Genomic DNA, 15,690 nt, shown 5'->3' with positions numbered 1-15,690 from the left:
GTGAGATGATGAAAATAATTCCCGCGGCGTTGCTTGTGTCGGGTTTACTGTGCGGCAAAGCGCTATGTGCAGACAGCGTAAATATCGGGGTCACCGGAAATATCGTGGCCTCACCCTGCCTGTTTAATAACGGCAATACGAATCTCGATATTAATCTGGGCAATATCCAGGCGAGTAATATGGTGACGCCAGGATCATCCTCAGACCCGGTTACGTTTGATCTGTTATTTACCCAATGTCCGGTGGGGACGCGTAGCGTCACCGCTACCTTTACGGGTACACCCGACCCTGTTGCCGGCGCCGACTATTACATTAACCGCGGTACGGCCACCCACGTGGCGATAGCAATGCGCGAGGCCGGAAGTGGCATACTGAAAGGGAACGGCTCCAGCATGACGGAATATGTTGCCTCAGACCGGACGGCGAAGATGGCCATGCAGGCTGCGGTTATATCCACCGGAGGCAGGGCGACGCCCGGCACCCTCAGCGCAGTGGTGGTCATTACGCTGCAATACAATTAAGTCGCGCGGGATTTCACGCGCATTTTTGCTTCGCGTCGGTGTGGTCTATGTTGAATATTTTAATTAGCGAGACGGATTCGTTATTTCAGTCTGGTCTGCAGTATTTTTTTATGGATTTCTTTTGGCGTAATTTTAATGACTGTATTCACTTTGATTATGAAATGACGCCGCATAACGTCAGCACGGCGGATATTATTGTCCTCTCTTTATGCCAGGGAGAAACCCTGACCTGTTTTCCGGAATTACAGTCACGGCAAAAAGGCATTGTGATCGGCTGGGTTGACGATGAGCAACGGTCTACGGCGTCGCAATCCTGTTATCAGGATATTATTTTCATCTCCCGCAGGGCCTCTCTTGACATGATTGGCGAGACGGTAGGGTGCGCGTGGCGTAAAACGCAGTTGAAGGGGCATGTGCTGCAGAAAACGTCCTGTTTCGATTGCGAGCATAAGATATTATCACCGCAGCAAATACGCATCGTCATGAACCTGTATAAAGGCTTATCCGTTATGCAGACGGCAGACGCGTTACAGATCGGCTATAAGACCGTTTTTGCGCACAAGTACATGATCATGCAAAAATTTAACCTGCGAAGTGATTATGAGCTTATCGCGCTGCTCAACAGGATGGTGAAGAAAAACGGCACCCCCAATATTTTTCGTGATTCTGTGAGACAGGGTTTACAGGACCGCCCCTGTCTGGAGGCGTAAAGACACTTTTATTGATGACAGGAATAACGGAAACAAGTGTTCGGTTATGAAACTTTAGAGTTGCATCTGCAGCATGTTATTTTTACGTTTTATATAACGATTAATTAGCGATGCAAATTCATAAAACCCTGAAACCGATTTTTGTGACCAGGTTCAAGTGTGTGGGGCCGGAATGTTTAATTTCCTGCTGCCGCGGCTGGACAATTTCCATTGATAAAAAAACACATCAAAAATATCTTTCATCAACGCATCCTGGTATCGCTGCAATAGCCAAAGACAATCTGATTCTGCAGCGTAAAGGCAAAGTAAACTATTCCCGTATTAAACTGGATGAAAAAGGGGAGTGTCCGTTTATCGATGAAAATAAGCTCTGTATGGTACACCGTGATTTAGGTGAAAGTGCCTTATCGCACACCTGCAGTACTTATCCCCGAAGCTCAACCCGCTATCTGGATGAAACTCGCCACAGCATGACCCTTTCATGTCCGGAAGTGGTCAGGCGGGTTCTCTTCGACCCCGACGCGATGTTATTGCAGGAGCAGGATGAACTGTTGGCCGTTTATAAAACCAATCTGATTGGTCAGCGTCAGTCTATGCCTCAAAGCAGCCAGGTCATTCATCTCCTTGCGTGGAAAATAATCCAGTCGCCAGCGAGGAATGTTGAAGAAAATTTGATGGCGCTGGCTCAGTTGATCCTGACCTTACAGCATGTGAACTTCGATTTGCACAATCAGTATGAGCAGGTTGAACGCTTTTACGAAGCCTTGCTGGAAGCGTTGCAGAGCGGTAAATCGCTGCTCTCTGAAAGCAATGTCGGGCGATCAAATGCGATGAAATATCTGGCGTTGTCGATCCTCGGCACGAACGTGGCGCGAGATTCTGCACGGGATGGGTATATCAACGAAGGGCATCGGCAAATTGCTGACTTTTTGAATTTCAGCCATGACAGCGATCCCGCCAGTCTGGCGCAGAAATTCGACGCGATTAACCAGCAGTGGGGGAAACTTTGCCAGGAATCCTGTCTGTCAGAGCCGTACGTTTTACGCAACTATCTGTTGTACAAACTCTACAGCGGCTATTTCCCGGGTAAGAATACCGCCACCATTATGCGTCAGTTTTATCGCATCGTTCTGGACTTTTTCTACCTGAAAATTTTCCTGAGCGTCAAATCAATGGATGAACAACTGGACCAGCAGATGGTCATGAAAACTATCGCCAGCTTCTCAGAAAAGACCCTGCACAATCAGACCATTGATGCCCGTATGGATTTTGCTATCGATAAGATTAACGGTGGGGACGACCTCTCGTGCCTGCTGCTCATTGGCTAACGTATAAAGAGGCTCGCCGTGGCGAGCCTCTTTTTCCTCAGACGTTCACCGCCGTGATTAACCGCGTCTTCATGGTCTGATAAGACGACGCCGCAAAGTCTTCCGCCCAGCGTTGATCTTCAATTGCCTCAAGCTTAACCGCACAATACTTGGTTTCTGGGGTTTTGGAGACCGGGTCAAGGTTATCCTGCGTCAGTTCGTTACAGGCGCCAATCCACCACTGGTAGGTCATATAAACCGCACCGGCGTTGATGCGCTCGCTGATGCTGGCACGGGTAATGACTTTGCCCCGACGGGAATGCACCCACACCAGCTGTCCGTCTTTAATGCCCAGGTTGTCCGCATCAAGGGGGTTCATTTGTACACGGCCTGGCTCGTCGGCAAGGCTTTGCAGCGCGGCGCAATTGCCGGTCATTGAACGGCAGGAGTAGTGGCCGACCTCGCGCACGGTGCAGAGCACCAGCGGATACGTTTCGTCCGGGATCTCGGCAGGCGCGCGCCAGGCAGACGCAAAAAGCTGGCCTTTGCCGCTCGGCGTATCGAACTGGTTATCTTTATAGAGATACGGCGTCCCCGGGTGATCGAGCGTTGGACACGGCCATTGCACATGGCCCATTTCACCCATTTTTTCATATGTCACGCCATAGAACAGCGGACAGAGCTCGCGCATCTCGTCCCAGATCTGCTGGTTGGATGCGTAATGCATCGGATAGCCCATTTCGGTAGCAAGCAGGCTGATGATCTCCCAGTCACGTTTCACGTTGCCGCTGGCCTCAATGGCTTTACCGAAACGCTGGAAACCGCGGTCGGCACAGGTAAAGACGCCCCCGTGTTCTCCCCACGATGTGGCAGGTAACAGAACATCCGCCACTTCCGCCGTTTTCGTCATAAAGATGTCCTGAACCACCACAAAATCGAGTGCTTCAAAACCGCGGCGCACCAGCCCCAGATCGGCTTCAGTCTGCAGCGGATCCTCGCCCATGATGTAATAGGCTTTTACCTTACCTTCCAGCGCAAGGTGAGGGACTTCGGTGATACGCGTTCCAACCTCTTTGTCCATAATCCCGACATCGATTCCCCAGGCAGTGGCGAATTTCTGCCGGACCGCCGGGTCCGTAACGTCCTGATACCCCGGGAACATATTGGGCAGAACGCCCATATCACACGCGCCCTGAACGTTGTTTTGACCACGTACTGGCCCAACGCCGACGGCAGGTCGACCAAGATTTCCGGTCAGCAGCGCCAGGCTGGAGAGACCTTTGACCACGTCTACAGCCTGACCAAACTGCGTTACGCCCATGCCCCACATGACGGTGGCGGAAGGCGCAGCCGCGAACGTCCGCATCGCCTGACGCACATCCCGGGCTGGAATGCCGGTGAGATGTTCGACGTTTTCGGGCGCGTAGTCTTTAACCGTTTCCCGATAAGCGTCAAGCCCTTCGGTAAAGCGCGCGACGTAGTTTTTGTCGTACAGCTCCTCTTCCAGAAGGACATAGCCAAACGCATTGACCAGCGCCATGTTACTGCCGTTTTTCAGCTGCAGGTGCTGGTCGGCAATGCGTGCGGTTTCAATGCGACGGGGATCGCAGACGATGATTTTCGCGCCATTTTCGCGGGCTTTTAAGACCCGACGGGCGACGATGGGGTGTGAATCGGCGCAGTTATAGCCAAACACCAGCAGGCATTTTGAGTTTTCAATATCGTTAATGGAATTGCTCATTGCACCGTTGCCGAGGGTTTCCTGTAACCCGGCAACAGAAGGGCCGTGACAGACGCGCGCGCAGCAGTCCACGTTGTTGGTATTCAGTACCGCACGGGCAAATTTTTGCATCACATAGTTCGTTTCATTCCCTGTTCCCCGGGAGGAACCGGTGGTCATGATGGACCGCGGGCCATACTGCTCTTTTATGCTCCTGAGTTTATGGGCGGTATAGCGGATCGCCTCTTCCCAGGTGACGGGGGTAAAAGCCTCTCCCTTGTGGTAGCGGATCATGGGCTGAGTCAGACGGGGGGTAAGCAGACGCGTATCGTTCAGGAAGTCCCAGCCATAAAAGCCTTTCAGGCACAGGGTGCCCTGGTTTGTTACGCCTTCGGCCGCTTCGGCACGGAGGATACGGTTATTTTCGACGACAAGGTTTAATTTGCAGCCTGCACCACAGTAGGGGCAGACGCTGGCGATTTTTTTCATCAATAACAGACCTGTTAAGAAATGAAGCAAAGTTGACTGGGTAGCCCAGTCCCGTAAACGGGAGTAAGCAGGAACCATGCCATATTTACTTTGTAGGTTTTACAGGGTGTTATACGAGGAGGGAACGTGTCATCGTCAGCCCGATCGTCAGTTTTGACGATGACACGTTAGCCTTCACAGAGGGGAGGGTTTTTAGAGATCGTCCATGGTGTGACCCACAACGATTTCCAGGGTCTTACGAATGACATCTGCCTGCACAACGTCGTTTGTGGATTCCAGCGTCTGGATCAGCCACAAAATGATCGCTTTGTTGGACAGGTGTCCTTCAGAAGCCAGAACACAGCGTACTGCAGTAGAAAAAACAGCGGACTCTTCAGCAAAACGATCGCCTGCGTGACGGAAATATTCCGACAGCGCGCTTTCTAAAAAAGCGGAATGGTATTCGGGTTGAAGCTGAATATTTTGTCTCATTTGTTCTCACCGTAGCTGTAAAATTGCAGTCAATGTATTTTTCTGGGATCGGACGGTTTTCCATTTCCAAATAACGGCACTACATTGTCTCTTTTAACGTTGAGAGATCCCTCTCTATCCGTTCGTCCTTGCGCGGTTCTGCGACGTTTCAGGGCGATGTTGTTTGAACCGATATCGGCAATCACCATCGCAAGTGTCTCCCGCCGCTGGGGATCCTTTTCATGCGCTTTCATATCCCGCAGACGCTGAACCAGAGCTTCGGTTGTGACGGGGCCTCGCTCTTTCAAAAGAGAAAGAACGGCTTCACCGATAAGCTGGTCAATCAGTCGGTCTGCATCACTGCTGTTCATAACATTACCGTTCGAAAAGCAGACCAAGCAGCATGTGGTAATGCTGTTCCTCTTCAGGCCCATCGGCCTTTTCGAGGCGGCTTAAGAGTTTGGTACAGAGCGATTTGCGATTCAGATTTCGCCCGTCGCTAAGAATCTCAACCACGACCTGACCGAGCGTCTCCTGTTGGGTAGGAAGCGCGGCCTTCTCGAAGTAGTGCGCGATCGCTGCTGCTGAATCTGCGACATAATCCTTCTGCTGCATGTTTCGCTCCTGTAAAAAAATGTAATCACTAACGTTACATTTAAGGTATACACAATTTCCAAATCTGTACATAGAAAATGTACAATTTTTTAAAATAATTGTGATATATTTTATAAATTCTATGTTTATCAGTCTGTTGAGTCATAAAAATGAAGCATTTCCGTTACAGAATATATTGTACAATACGCACGGTGATGGATAAGTTGTACAACGCAGGAAACGGATGCGTTAGGTGCCGTAAATGGTTGAGATGTAAATTATTTGTCACGTAATTAATATGCTATAACAGATGTTTACCGACGTGTTTTTGTGGCCAACCCCTAACCCCCTTCAGGATAAGCATGCTTACAACCATCATATACCGCAGTCATATCTGCGAGGACGTTCCAGTGAAAGCGCTGGAAAACATGGTAGCTGCTGCAAATAGTAAAAACCGGCAATCCAATGTCACGGGGATCTTGCTGTTTAACGGCACGCATTTTTTTCAGTTGCTCGAAGGCCCAGCGGAAAACGTTTCATCCATTTACGAGCAGATTTGCCAGGACACGCGCCACCATAACGTGGTGGAGCTGATGCGCGATCACGGCCCCTCCCGACGCTTCGGCAAGGTTGGCATGGAGCTTTTTGACTTGCGTCAGTTCGACAGGGAAGAGGTGCTTCAGCAGGTTCTCGACAAAGGCACCAGTAGGTATCAGCTGACATATAGCGATCGCGCCCTGCAGTTTTTCCGCACCTTCGTGGAGGCCACGGAGAAAGCCAACTATTTTGAACTGCCGCCTGCAGATGCCTGGGATTTTATCCCGGAAGAGACGCCTTTATCGGCGCAACCGGAGGTGGTGGCTAAAGGCGCGGATTGCAGCTTTGCGTTCCAGCCTATCGTGGATCCGTTTATGCAGCAGGTCGTCTCCTGGGAGGCCTTGATCCGCACGCCCACCGGTGAATCGCCTGGGGCCTATTTTGCCCAAATTCCTCGTGAAGAGGTGTACGCCTCTGATTTGAAAAGCAAGCAGGTTGCGCTCTCCATGGCGAGCGCTCTGGGATTACAGGATCAGACATTATCCATTAACCTGCTGCCCATGACGCTGGTCAACGTGCCTGGCGCCGTGGATTTCCTGCTGACGGCCATTGACGCGAATGGCTTTGTGCCGGAGCAGATTGTGGTGGAATTCACCGAGAGCGAAGCGATTTCCCGTTTTGAAGAGTTTACCCATTCGGTCAGGCAGCTAAAAAGTGCCGGTATCAGCGTAACCATCGATCACTTTGGTGCCGGTTTTGCCGGTCTGCAGTTACTGGCGCAATTCCAGCCTGACAGAATTAAGATTAACCGCGATCTGGTCGCGAATGTGCACAAAAGCGGCCCGCGGCAGGCCATCATTCAGGCGATTATCACCTGCTGTTCCTCGCTGGAGATCCAGTTCTGTGCCGTCGGCGTTGAGAAGCCTGAAGAGTGGATGTGGCTGGAGTCTGCAGGCATTTCCCAGTTCCAGGGGCACCTGTTTGCCAGCCCGCGTCACGGGGGAATTCCGGCGATCGCGTGGCCAGAGAAGAAGTTTGAATTTTGAGAAAGCTGTACATAAACCTGCAAGCTTGACTGTACGCGCGGCAAAATTTGTACAACAATACATTAACGGGTGAAGGAACTTGTATACCCTTCACCCGCTCAAAAAGAGGCCTTAGTTATACAAATGGTTTGTACAATCTGATAAGGTTGGTCTGGTTGGGTATGGAAGTTCTAAGCGTGAGGGAGTTAATGGCCTATTACAGTATCGGCGAAGTGGCCGAACGATGCGGTATCAACCCCGTTACGCTGCGTGCCTGGCAGCGCCGTTATGGATTGTTGAAGCCGCAGCGAAGCGAAGGGGGCCATCGTCAGTTTGACGATGAAGATATCCTGCGTATTGAAGAGATCAAACGCCTGATGAAAAGCGGCGTTTCGGTCGGCAAAGTCAAAGGCTTGCTGGAAAACAAAGAAGTGATGACTCAGGGTAACTGGGCATCAATCCAGGAAGAGATGATGACGGTTTTGCGTTATGCCAGCCCGGCAAAGCTGCGCGCCAAAATAGGCGAGTTCCGCCGCGATCACGCGATGGATGCGCTTATCGATAATATTATTTCTCCCGTTCGTCAGCGAATGAATCAGGATCAAAATACGGTGCGTCATATGGCGAGCCTGCTTGACGGTGTGCTGATAGAGTTTGCTGTCGCGAGCCTGGCGGAGTCACGTAAGAAAGCCGGTAAAGATGCTCTGCTTATAGGCTGGGAGTGCGATGACCGGACACACCTGTGGCTTGAGGCTGCGCGTCTGGCACAGAAGGGGTGGCATATTGACGTGCTGGCCGACCCGATTGATTCCCCTCGTCCGGAGCTTTTTCCTGGGCAAAGAATTTTCGTCTGGACCGGTAAAGCGCCGACGCCGCGTCAGCAGGAACTGCTTGACCACTGGCGTGAACAGGGTTTTGTTGTCTCCTTTCATCATTAATTTCCGCAGGCCTTGAAGGCCTTTTTTTTTTGCTCGTCGTTCCCCTGGATAAAATCTATCTTAAAAATAGGTATTTCCGATGCATATTTTACTTTTCCCCTTTACTCCGCTTTTCTGATTCGATAACCCATTATTTTTCAAAGTATTGAACAATTAAATCCATCCCGCCCGCATCCGCTGACAGGGTCTATGCTTAATAAAAGTATGCAAAAAGGGCGATTTAGCCCAATGCCCCTGCTGACAGAGGGTTGAAGTGATAATCGTTATCACTAACATGGTGTTATGCCCTGGGGCTTATTAGATGAGGTGGACCTATGGAACTGCATTCAGAAACCTTCAATCCTGCCGACTTCGCCTGGCGTGGCTTAACGCTCACGCCAGCGGCGGCGGCACATATTCACGAACTGGTGGCGAAAAAGCCAGAGATCCTCGGCGTGCGCCTGGGGGTGAAACAGACCGGCTGCGCAGGATTCGGTTACGTGCTCGATACCGTCACAGAACCCGAGAAGGATGATCTGGTATTCGAAACTGACGGCGCAAAATTGTATGTCGCCCTGCAGGCCATGCCGTTTATTGACGGCACGGAAGTGGACTACGTACGTGAAGGTTTAAACCAGTTATTCAAATTTCATAACCCGAAAGCCCAGAACGAATGTGGGTGCGGCGAAAGCTTTGGGGTATAGGCGGTACTATGTCTCGTAATACTGAAGCAACGAGTGATGTTAACACCTGGAGTGGCGGCCACCTCAATTATAAAGAGGGGTTCTTTACCCAGCTGCAGACCGATGAACTGGCGAAAGGCATCAATGAAGATGTCGTCCGGGCGATCTCGGCCAAGCGTAATGAACCTGAGTGGATGCTGGAGTTTCGTCTGAGCGCCTTCCGGGCGTGGCTGGAAATGGAAGAACCTCACTGGCTGAAAGCGCATTATGACAAGCTGAACTATCAGGATTACAGCTACTACTCTGCGCCATCCTGCGGGAGTTGCGACGATACCTGCGCCTCACAGCCTGGCGCGGTGCAGCAAACCGGTGCGGACAACAGCTTCCTGAGCAAAGAAGTGGAAGAGGCATTTAACCAGCTGGGTGTGCCCGTTCGCGAAGGGAAAGAGGTGGCGGTGGACGCCATTTTTGACTCCGTCTCAGTGGCGACAACCTACCGTGAAAAACTGGCAGAGCAGGGGATTATTTTCTGCTCCTTCGGCGAAGCGATTCACGAGCACCCTGAGCTGGTGAAAAAGTACATCGGCACCGTGGTGCCGAGTAACGATAACTTTTTTGCCGCGCTAAACGCGGCGGTAGCGTCTGATGGCACCTTTATCTACGTGCCAAAAGGCGTTCGCTGCCCGATGGAGTTGTCGACCTATTTCCGCATCAACGCCGAAAAAACCGGTCAGTTCGAACGCACCATTCTGGTGGCCGATGAAGGCAGCTACGTCAGTTACATTGAAGGCTGCTCCGCACCGGTCCGTGACAGCTACCAGCTTCACGCCGCGGTGGTTGAAGTCATCATCCATAAAGATGCCGAGGTGAAATACTCCACGGTGCAGAACTGGTTCCCGGGCGATGGCAACACCGGCGGTATTCTGAACTTCGTGACCAAGCGTGCGCTGTGCGAAGGCGAAAACAGCAAAATGTCCTGGACCCAGTCGGAAACCGGCTCTGCGATCACCTGGAAATACCCGAGCTGTATTCTGCGTGGGGATAACTCGATCGGTGAGTTCTACTCCGTGGCGCTGACCAGCGGCCATCAGCAGGCAGATACGGGTACCAAGATGATCCACATCGGTAAAAACACCCGGTCGACCATTATTTCCAAAGGCATCTCCGCCGGGCACAGTCAGAACAGCTATCGTGGGCTGGTCAAAATCATGCCGACGGCCACCAATGCCCGAAACTTTACCCAGTGTGACTCAATGTTAATTGGCGCAGACTGCGGGGCACACACCTTCCCGTACGTTGAATGCCGTAACAATACCGCCCAGCTTGAGCACGAGGCGACGACGTCACGTATTGGGGAAGATCAGCTCTTCTACTGCCTGCAGCGCGGGATCAGTGAGGAGGATGCCATCTCAATGATTGTGAACGGCTTCTGTAAGGATGTGTTCTCTGAACTGCCGCTGGAATTTGCCGTTGAAGCCCAGAAACTCCTCGCCATTAGTCTTGAACACAGCGTCGGTTAAGGAAAGCACATGTTAAGTATTAAAGATTTACAGGTTAGCGTGGAAGACAAAGAGATCCTGCGTGGTCTCAATTTTGACGTCAAACCAGGTGAAGTCCACGCCATTATGGGGCCCAATGGCTCCGGGAAAAGTACGCTCTCCGCGACGCTGGCAGGACGCGAAGATTACGAAGTGACCCACGGGTCGGTCGAGTTTAACGGCAAAGATTTGCTGGAGATGTCGGTGGAAGAGCGGGCCGGTGAAGGTATCTTTATGGCCTTCCAGTATCCGGTGGAGATCCCGGGGGTGAGTAACCAGTTCTTTCTGCAAACGGCGCTGAACGCGGTACGTAAATATCGCGGACTGGAAGCGCTGGACCGCTTTGATTTTCAGGACCTGATGGAAGAGAAGATTAAGTTGCTGAAAATGCCGGAAGACCTGCTGACCCGCTCTGTCAACGTCGGTTTTTCAGGCGGTGAGAAAAAGCGTAACGACATTCTGCAGATGGCGGTCCTTGAGCCTGAACTGTGCATTCTGGATGAGACCGACTCCGGTCTGGATATCGATGCCCTGAAGATTGTCGCCGACGGGGTGAACTCCCTGCGCGACGGCAAACGCGCGTTCATCATCGTCACTCACTACCAGCGTATTCTGGATTACATCAAGCCGGATTACGTCCATGTGCTTTACCAGGGGCGTATTGTGAAATCCGGTGATTTCACGCTGGTTAAACAACTGGAGGAGCAGGGTTATGGCTGGCTTACCGAACAGCAGTAATGCGCTCCAGCAGTGGCACCGTCTGTTTGAAGCGCAGGGCAATACGCGCTCGGAACAGGCGCAACAGCACCTGCAGCAGATGCTGCGTCTCGGTTTGCCGTCACGCAAGCAGGAGAACTGGAAGTACACGCCGCTTGATGGCCTGCTGAACGGCGAGTTTGTCACCCGCCTGGCAGCCATCAGCCCGGCGCAGCGCGATGCCCTGGCATTGACCGTGGATGCCGTGCGTCTGGTCTTCGTCGATGGTCAGTTCCGCCCTGAGCTGAGTGACAGCACCCAGGACTGTGGGTTTGAGATTGCCATTAACGATGACCGTCAGAGCCTGAGCGCCCCGGTACAGCCCGAGGTCTTCCTGCATCTCACCGAGAGCCTGGCGCGGAGCGTGACGCATATTCGCGTTAAGCGTAACCAGCGTCCGGTAAAACCACTGCTGTTGATGCACATCACTCAGGGAGCAGACGGCGACGAGATCAACACGGCTCATTACCGCCACCACCTTGAGCTGGCGGAAGGGGCGGAGGCCACGGTGATTGAGCATTACGTCAGCCTCAACGAGGCCCGGCACTTTACCGGTGCGCGTTTGACAATGCATGTTGCCGCCAATGCCCAGCTTCACCATATCAAACTGGCGTTTGAAAACCCGCAAAGCCACCACTTTGCGCATAACGACATGCTGCTTGGACAAGATGCCGCGGCATACAGCCACAGCTTTTTGCTGGGCGGCGCGGTACTGCGCCACAACACCAGCACGCAGCTTAACGGCGAGAATACAACGCTTCGCATCAACAGCCTGGCGATGCCGGTTAAAACGCAAGTGTGCGATACACGCACCTGGCTTGAGCACAACAAAGGCTACTGTAACAGTCGCCAGCTGCACAAAACCATTGTCAGCGACAAAGGGCGGGCGGTGTTTAACGGCCTGATTAACGTGGCGCAGCACGCGATTAAAACCGACGGGCAGATGACCAACAACAACCTGCTGTTAGGACGCCTGGCGGAAGTGGACACCAAACCACAGCTTGAAATCTATGCTGATGACGTGAAGTGCAGCCATGGCGCGACGGTCGGGCGAATTGATGACGAACAGATGTTCTATTTACGCTCCCGCGGTATCGACCAGCAGGCGGCGCAGCAAATGATTATCTATGCGTTTGCCGCTGAACTGACGGAAGCGCTGCACGATGGCCTGTTAAAACAGCAGGTGTTGGCCCGTATCGGGCAGCGTCTGCCTGGAGGCGAAGCATGAGTTTTCCCGTAGAGAAAGTACGGGCAGATTTTCCGGTTCTGACCCGTGAAGTGAACGGTCTGCCCCTGGCGTATCTGGACAGTGCGGCCAGCGCGCAGAAACCGAATCAGGTGATCGACGCGGAAGCGGAATTCTACCGCCACGGTTATGCTGCCGTGCACCGGGGGATCCACACCCTGAGTGCGGAGGCGACCCAGCGTATGGAAAATGTGCGTACCCAAATCGCCGCTTTCCTCAATGCACGCTCGCCAGAGGAACTGGTGTTTGTGCGCGGTACCACCGAGGGGATCAACCTTGTTGCCAACAGCTGGGGCAACGCACAGGTCCACGCGGGGGATAACATCATCATCACGCAGATGGAGCACCATGCCAATATCGTGCCGTGGCAGATGCTCTGTGAGCGTGTCGGTGCGCAACTGAGGGTGATCCCATTGAACGTTGATGGCACCCTGCAGCTTGAGCAACTTGACGCGTTGCTGGATGCGCGTACGCGGCTGGTGGCCGTGACCCAGGTTTCTAACGTGCTGGGAACCGAGAACCCGGTGGCAGCGATTATTGAGAAAGCCCACCAGGCCGGCGCGAAGGTGCTGATTGATGGTGCGCAGGCGGTCATGCACCACGCGGTCGACGTCCAGGCGCTGGACTGCGATTTCTACGTCTTCTCCGGGCACAAGCTCTATGGGCCGACCGGGATTGGCGTGCTGTACGTGAAAGAAGATATTCTGCAGGCGATGCCACCGTGGGAAGGGGGTGGCTCGATGATTGCGACCGTCAGTCTCTCAGAGGGGACCACCTACGCACGCGCACCGTGGCGCTTTGAAGCTGGCACGCCGAATACCGGCGGGATTATCGGGCTGGGGGCGGCCATCGCCTATGTCACGTCTGTTGGCCTTGACGCGATTCAGGAGTACGAACACCTGCTGATGCACTACGCGCTGCAGGAGCTTGCCAGCGTACCGGCGCTGACCCTGTATGGCCCGGCGGACCGCCAGGGGGTAATTGCGTTCAATCTCGGTAAACACCATGCATACGATGTGGGCAGTTTCCTCGATAATTACGGCGTGGCCGTGCGTACCGGACACCACTGTGCTATGCCGTTGATGGCGTTTTACCAGGTGCCGGCGATGTGCCGCGCATCGCTGGTGATGTACAACACAACGGAAGAGGTCGACAGGCTGGTGGCGGGGCTTAAACGCATTCACCAGTTGCTGGGCTAACGGAGAGGCGAAAGATGGCAGATTTGCCGGATAAAGAAAAATTACTGCGTAACTTCGGGCGTTGCGCAAACTGGGAAGAGAAGTACCTCTATATCATTGAACTGGGCCAGCGTTTACCGCCGCTCAGCGAAGAGGCGCACAACCCGGAAAATATTATTCAGGGCTGTCAGAGCCAGGTCTGGATTGTGATGGAGCAGACGCGCGACGGCGTGATCGAATTACAGGGCGACAGTGATGCCGCGATTGTGAAAGGGCTTATTGCGGTGGTATTTATTCTCTATCACCAGATGTCAGCGCAGGATATTGTCGCTTTTGATGTCCGCCCGTGGTTTGAAAAAATGGCCCTGACCCAACACCTCACCCCGTCCCGTTCCCAGGGGCTGGAAGCGATGATTCGCGCCATCCGCGCCAAAGCTGCAATCCTTAGCTAGACTTACAGAACAGCATTCATTCTGTTTCGCGAGGTGGTTCCCGCCTCGCTGGTTTTTCAGCTTTCTGGCATCCGGCCAGTGAATAAGGAATCTCAGCATGAAGCGCGCGTCTCTAATAACTCTATTACTCCTGGGTTCGCTCGGTGCTCTTAATTCGGCCCGCGCGATGGATTACCCGTTGCCGCCCGCAGGCAGCCGTCTGATTGGGCAAAATCAAACCTACACGATACAGGAAGGGGATAATAAACTTCAGACCATCGCTCGCCGGTTTAATACTGCAGCACAGCTTATCCTTGAAGCCAATAATACCATTGCGCCGGTAAACCCTGCGCCGGGGACGGTGATCACGATCCCTTCGCAGATGCTGTTGCCCGACACGCCCCGTGAGGGGATTGTCGTGAACCTGGCGGAGCTGCGGCTTTACTACTTCCCGCCGGGCGAAAACATCGTTCAGGTTTTCCCGCTCGGCATTGGGCAACTGGGGCTGGAAACGCCGGTCACCACCACCCGGGTCAGCCAGAAGATCCCTAATCCTACCTGGACCCCAACACCGGGCATCAGAGCGCGCTCTCTGGAGCAGGGCATTAAATTACCGCCCGTGGTCCCGGCCGGGCCAAATAACCCGCTAGGACGCTTTGCATTGCGTTTAGGCGTGGGGCACGGGGAATACCTGATCCACGGCACCAGTGCGCCGGACAGCGTCGGCCTGCGGGTCAGCTCCGGCTGTATGCGCATGAACGCGCCGGATATCAAAGCGCTGTTTGAGCAGGTGCGGGTCGGCACGCGGGTGCAAATCATTAATGAGCCGGTGAAGTTCTCCGTTGAGCCTGACGGTAAACGCTATATTGAAGTGCATCGTCCGCTGGCGCAGGTTGAGGGTGAAAACCCCCAGATGACACCCATTTCGCATTCCGCAGACTTTGCGACGTTTGTCTCGCAGTCAGGAAGTGATAAAGCGCTTATCGATAAAGCCTTGTCACGCCGCGCGGGGATCCCGGTAGCCGTGTCGGCCGATAACGGCGCGTCAGCGCGTCAGAACGTGTTGTCAGTACAGAACAGTCGGACATCCGCTGTGGTCGCGGAAAATGACGGTGAGAAGGTGACGCAGTAGGGGTTTGACGCAGACAAAAAAAATGGCGCACAATGTGCGCCATTTTATTAACAGGTACTATTACTTACGGTATTTAGTAGCCTGGTTGTCCAGACGCTGGTTAGCGCGAGCTGCGTCGTCTTTAGCAGCCTGAACGTCGGAACGCATTGCGTTCACGTCGTTGCTCAGCTGGTCAACTTTAGCGTTCAGAGTCTGAACGTCAGAAGACAGCTGATCGATTTTAGCGTTGCTGGAGCAACCAGCCAGCAGAGTAGAACCCAGGATTACCGCGCCCAGTACCAGTTTAGTACGATTCATTATTAATACCCTCTAGATTGAGTTAATCTCCATGTAGCGTTACAAGTATTACACAAAGTTTTTTAGGTTGAGAATATTTTTTTGATGGGAATACGCCTATTTTTGATCGTTCGCTCAAAGAAGCATCGAATCGGCCCTTTTTTGGCAAAAAGCTCTGTA

The 15,690-nt window shown here is 53.0% G+C and carries 17 protein-coding genes; 12 read left to right on the top strand and 5 right to left on the bottom strand.

Annotated elements, in window-relative coordinates; genetic code table 11:
* Positions 1–8: 8 nt before the first annotated feature.
* The 3 genes from HV157_RS03585 to fliB all read left to right on the top strand — a co-directional run bounded on the left by HV157_RS03585 (position 9) and on the right by fliB (position 2,559).
* Positions 9–521, top strand: coding sequence for a fimbrial protein (locus tag HV157_RS03585; protein WP_025204376.1), 513 nt, complete (start codon positions 9–11; stop codon positions 519–521).
* A 47-nt stretch (positions 522–568) separates the two neighbouring features.
* The gene (locus HV157_RS03580; protein WP_040017281.1) at positions 569–1,231 is read left to right on the top strand and encodes a LuxR C-terminal-related transcriptional regulator; all 663 of its coding nucleotides are present in this window, start codon (positions 569–571) and stop codon (positions 1,229–1,231) included.
* Positions 1,232–1,341: 110 nt separating this feature from the next.
* Positions 1,342–2,559, top strand: a complete 1,218-nt coding sequence (gene fliB, locus HV157_RS03575) for a flagellin lysine-N-methylase (RefSeq protein ID WP_040017282.1) — start codon at positions 1,342–1,344, stop codon at positions 2,557–2,559.
* Between the two features lie 37 nt (positions 2,560–2,596).
* Here fliB and fdhF read toward each other — a convergent pair whose 3' ends face one another.
* The 4 genes from fdhF to ycgZ all read right to left on the bottom strand — a co-directional run bounded on the left by fdhF (position 2,597) and on the right by ycgZ (position 5,812).
* Entirely contained in the window at positions 2,597–4,747 is a 2,151-nt protein-coding gene (gene fdhF, locus HV157_RS03570) for a formate dehydrogenase subunit alpha (RefSeq protein WP_040017283.1), read from the bottom strand.
* A gap of 192 nt (positions 4,748–4,939) precedes the next feature.
* Positions 4,940–5,218, bottom strand: a complete 279-nt coding sequence (locus tag HV157_RS03565) for a biofilm development regulator YmgB/AriR family protein (protein WP_014169732.1) — start codon at positions 5,216–5,218, stop codon at positions 4,940–4,942.
* Between the two features lie 29 nt (positions 5,219–5,247).
* A complete protein-coding gene (locus tag HV157_RS03560; protein WP_020884369.1) occupies positions 5,248–5,568 on the bottom strand; it encodes a hypothetical protein in 321 nt (106 codons plus the stop codon).
* Between the two features lie 4 nt (positions 5,569–5,572).
* Complete coding sequence (gene ycgZ / locus HV157_RS03555) at positions 5,573–5,812, bottom strand: regulatory protein YcgZ (protein WP_020884368.1); 240 nt, start codon at positions 5,810–5,812, stop codon at positions 5,573–5,575.
* A 341-nt stretch (positions 5,813–6,153) separates the two neighbouring features.
* Here ycgZ and HV157_RS03550 point away from each other — a divergent pair, with 341 nt between their 5' ends.
* From HV157_RS03550 to HV157_RS03510, 9 genes are all read left to right on the top strand, one after another.
* A complete protein-coding gene (locus HV157_RS03550; protein WP_025204373.1) occupies positions 6,154–7,374 on the top strand; it encodes a diguanylate phosphodiesterase in 1,221 nt (406 codons plus the stop codon).
* Between the two features lie 188 nt (positions 7,375–7,562).
* Positions 7,563–8,291 carry a MerR family transcriptional regulator gene (locus HV157_RS03545; RefSeq protein ID WP_020884367.1) on the top strand — a complete coding sequence of 243 codons (729 nt, stop codon included), beginning with the start codon at positions 7,563–7,565 and terminating at the stop codon, positions 8,289–8,291.
* A gap of 314 nt (positions 8,292–8,605) precedes the next feature.
* Positions 8,606–8,974: a Fe-S cluster assembly scaffold SufA gene (sufA, locus tag HV157_RS03540; protein ID WP_008500631.1), complete on the top strand. Its 369-nt coding sequence runs from the start codon at positions 8,606–8,608 to the stop codon at positions 8,972–8,974.
* An 8-nt stretch (positions 8,975–8,982) separates the two neighbouring features.
* Positions 8,983–10,473: a Fe-S cluster assembly protein SufB gene (gene sufB, locus HV157_RS03535; protein ID WP_020884366.1), complete on the top strand. Its 1,491-nt coding sequence runs from the start codon at positions 8,983–8,985 to the stop codon at positions 10,471–10,473.
* Between the two features lie 9 nt (positions 10,474–10,482).
* The gene (sufC, locus tag HV157_RS03530; RefSeq protein WP_020884365.1) at positions 10,483–11,229 is read left to right on the top strand and encodes a Fe-S cluster assembly ATPase SufC; all 747 of its coding nucleotides are present in this window, start codon (positions 10,483–10,485) and stop codon (positions 11,227–11,229) included.
* Positions 11,204–12,475 (top strand): Fe-S cluster assembly protein SufD, encoded by a 1,272-nt coding sequence (gene sufD / locus HV157_RS03525; protein ID WP_182268498.1) that lies wholly within the window; start codon positions 11,204–11,206, stop codon positions 12,473–12,475. The genes sufC and sufD overlap by 26 nt, the downstream gene beginning before the upstream one ends.
* Positions 12,472–13,692: a cysteine desulfurase SufS gene (gene sufS / locus HV157_RS03520; RefSeq protein WP_073396626.1), complete on the top strand. Its 1,221-nt coding sequence runs from the start codon at positions 12,472–12,474 to the stop codon at positions 13,690–13,692. Before sufD ends, sufS begins: the two co-directional genes overlap by 4 nt.
* A 14-nt stretch (positions 13,693–13,706) precedes the next feature.
* Positions 13,707–14,123: a cysteine desulfuration protein SufE gene (gene sufE, locus HV157_RS03515; RefSeq protein WP_025204370.1), complete on the top strand. Its 417-nt coding sequence runs from the start codon at positions 13,707–13,709 to the stop codon at positions 14,121–14,123.
* Positions 14,124–14,220: 97 nt separating this feature from the next.
* Positions 14,221–15,234 carry a L,D-transpeptidase family protein gene (locus HV157_RS03510; RefSeq protein WP_014169743.1) on the top strand — a complete coding sequence of 338 codons (1,014 nt, stop codon included), beginning with the start codon at positions 14,221–14,223 and terminating at the stop codon, positions 15,232–15,234.
* Between the two features lie 60 nt (positions 15,235–15,294).
* Here HV157_RS03510 and lpp read toward each other — a convergent pair whose 3' ends face one another.
* Positions 15,295–15,531 carry a murein lipoprotein Lpp gene (lpp, locus tag HV157_RS03505; RefSeq protein ID WP_001082307.1) on the bottom strand — a complete coding sequence of 79 codons (237 nt, stop codon included), beginning with the start codon at positions 15,529–15,531 and terminating at the stop codon, positions 15,295–15,297.
* Positions 15,532–15,690: the final 159 nt, after the last annotated feature.

This window comes from Enterobacter sp. RHBSTW-00318 (genome assembly GCF_014101375.1).
GTDB lineage: Bacteria > Pseudomonadota > Gammaproteobacteria > Enterobacterales > Enterobacteriaceae > Enterobacter > Enterobacter ludwigii.
The sequence above is the reverse complement of the archived record's forward strand: the minus strand, read 5'-3'. Positions and strand labels throughout refer to the sequence as shown.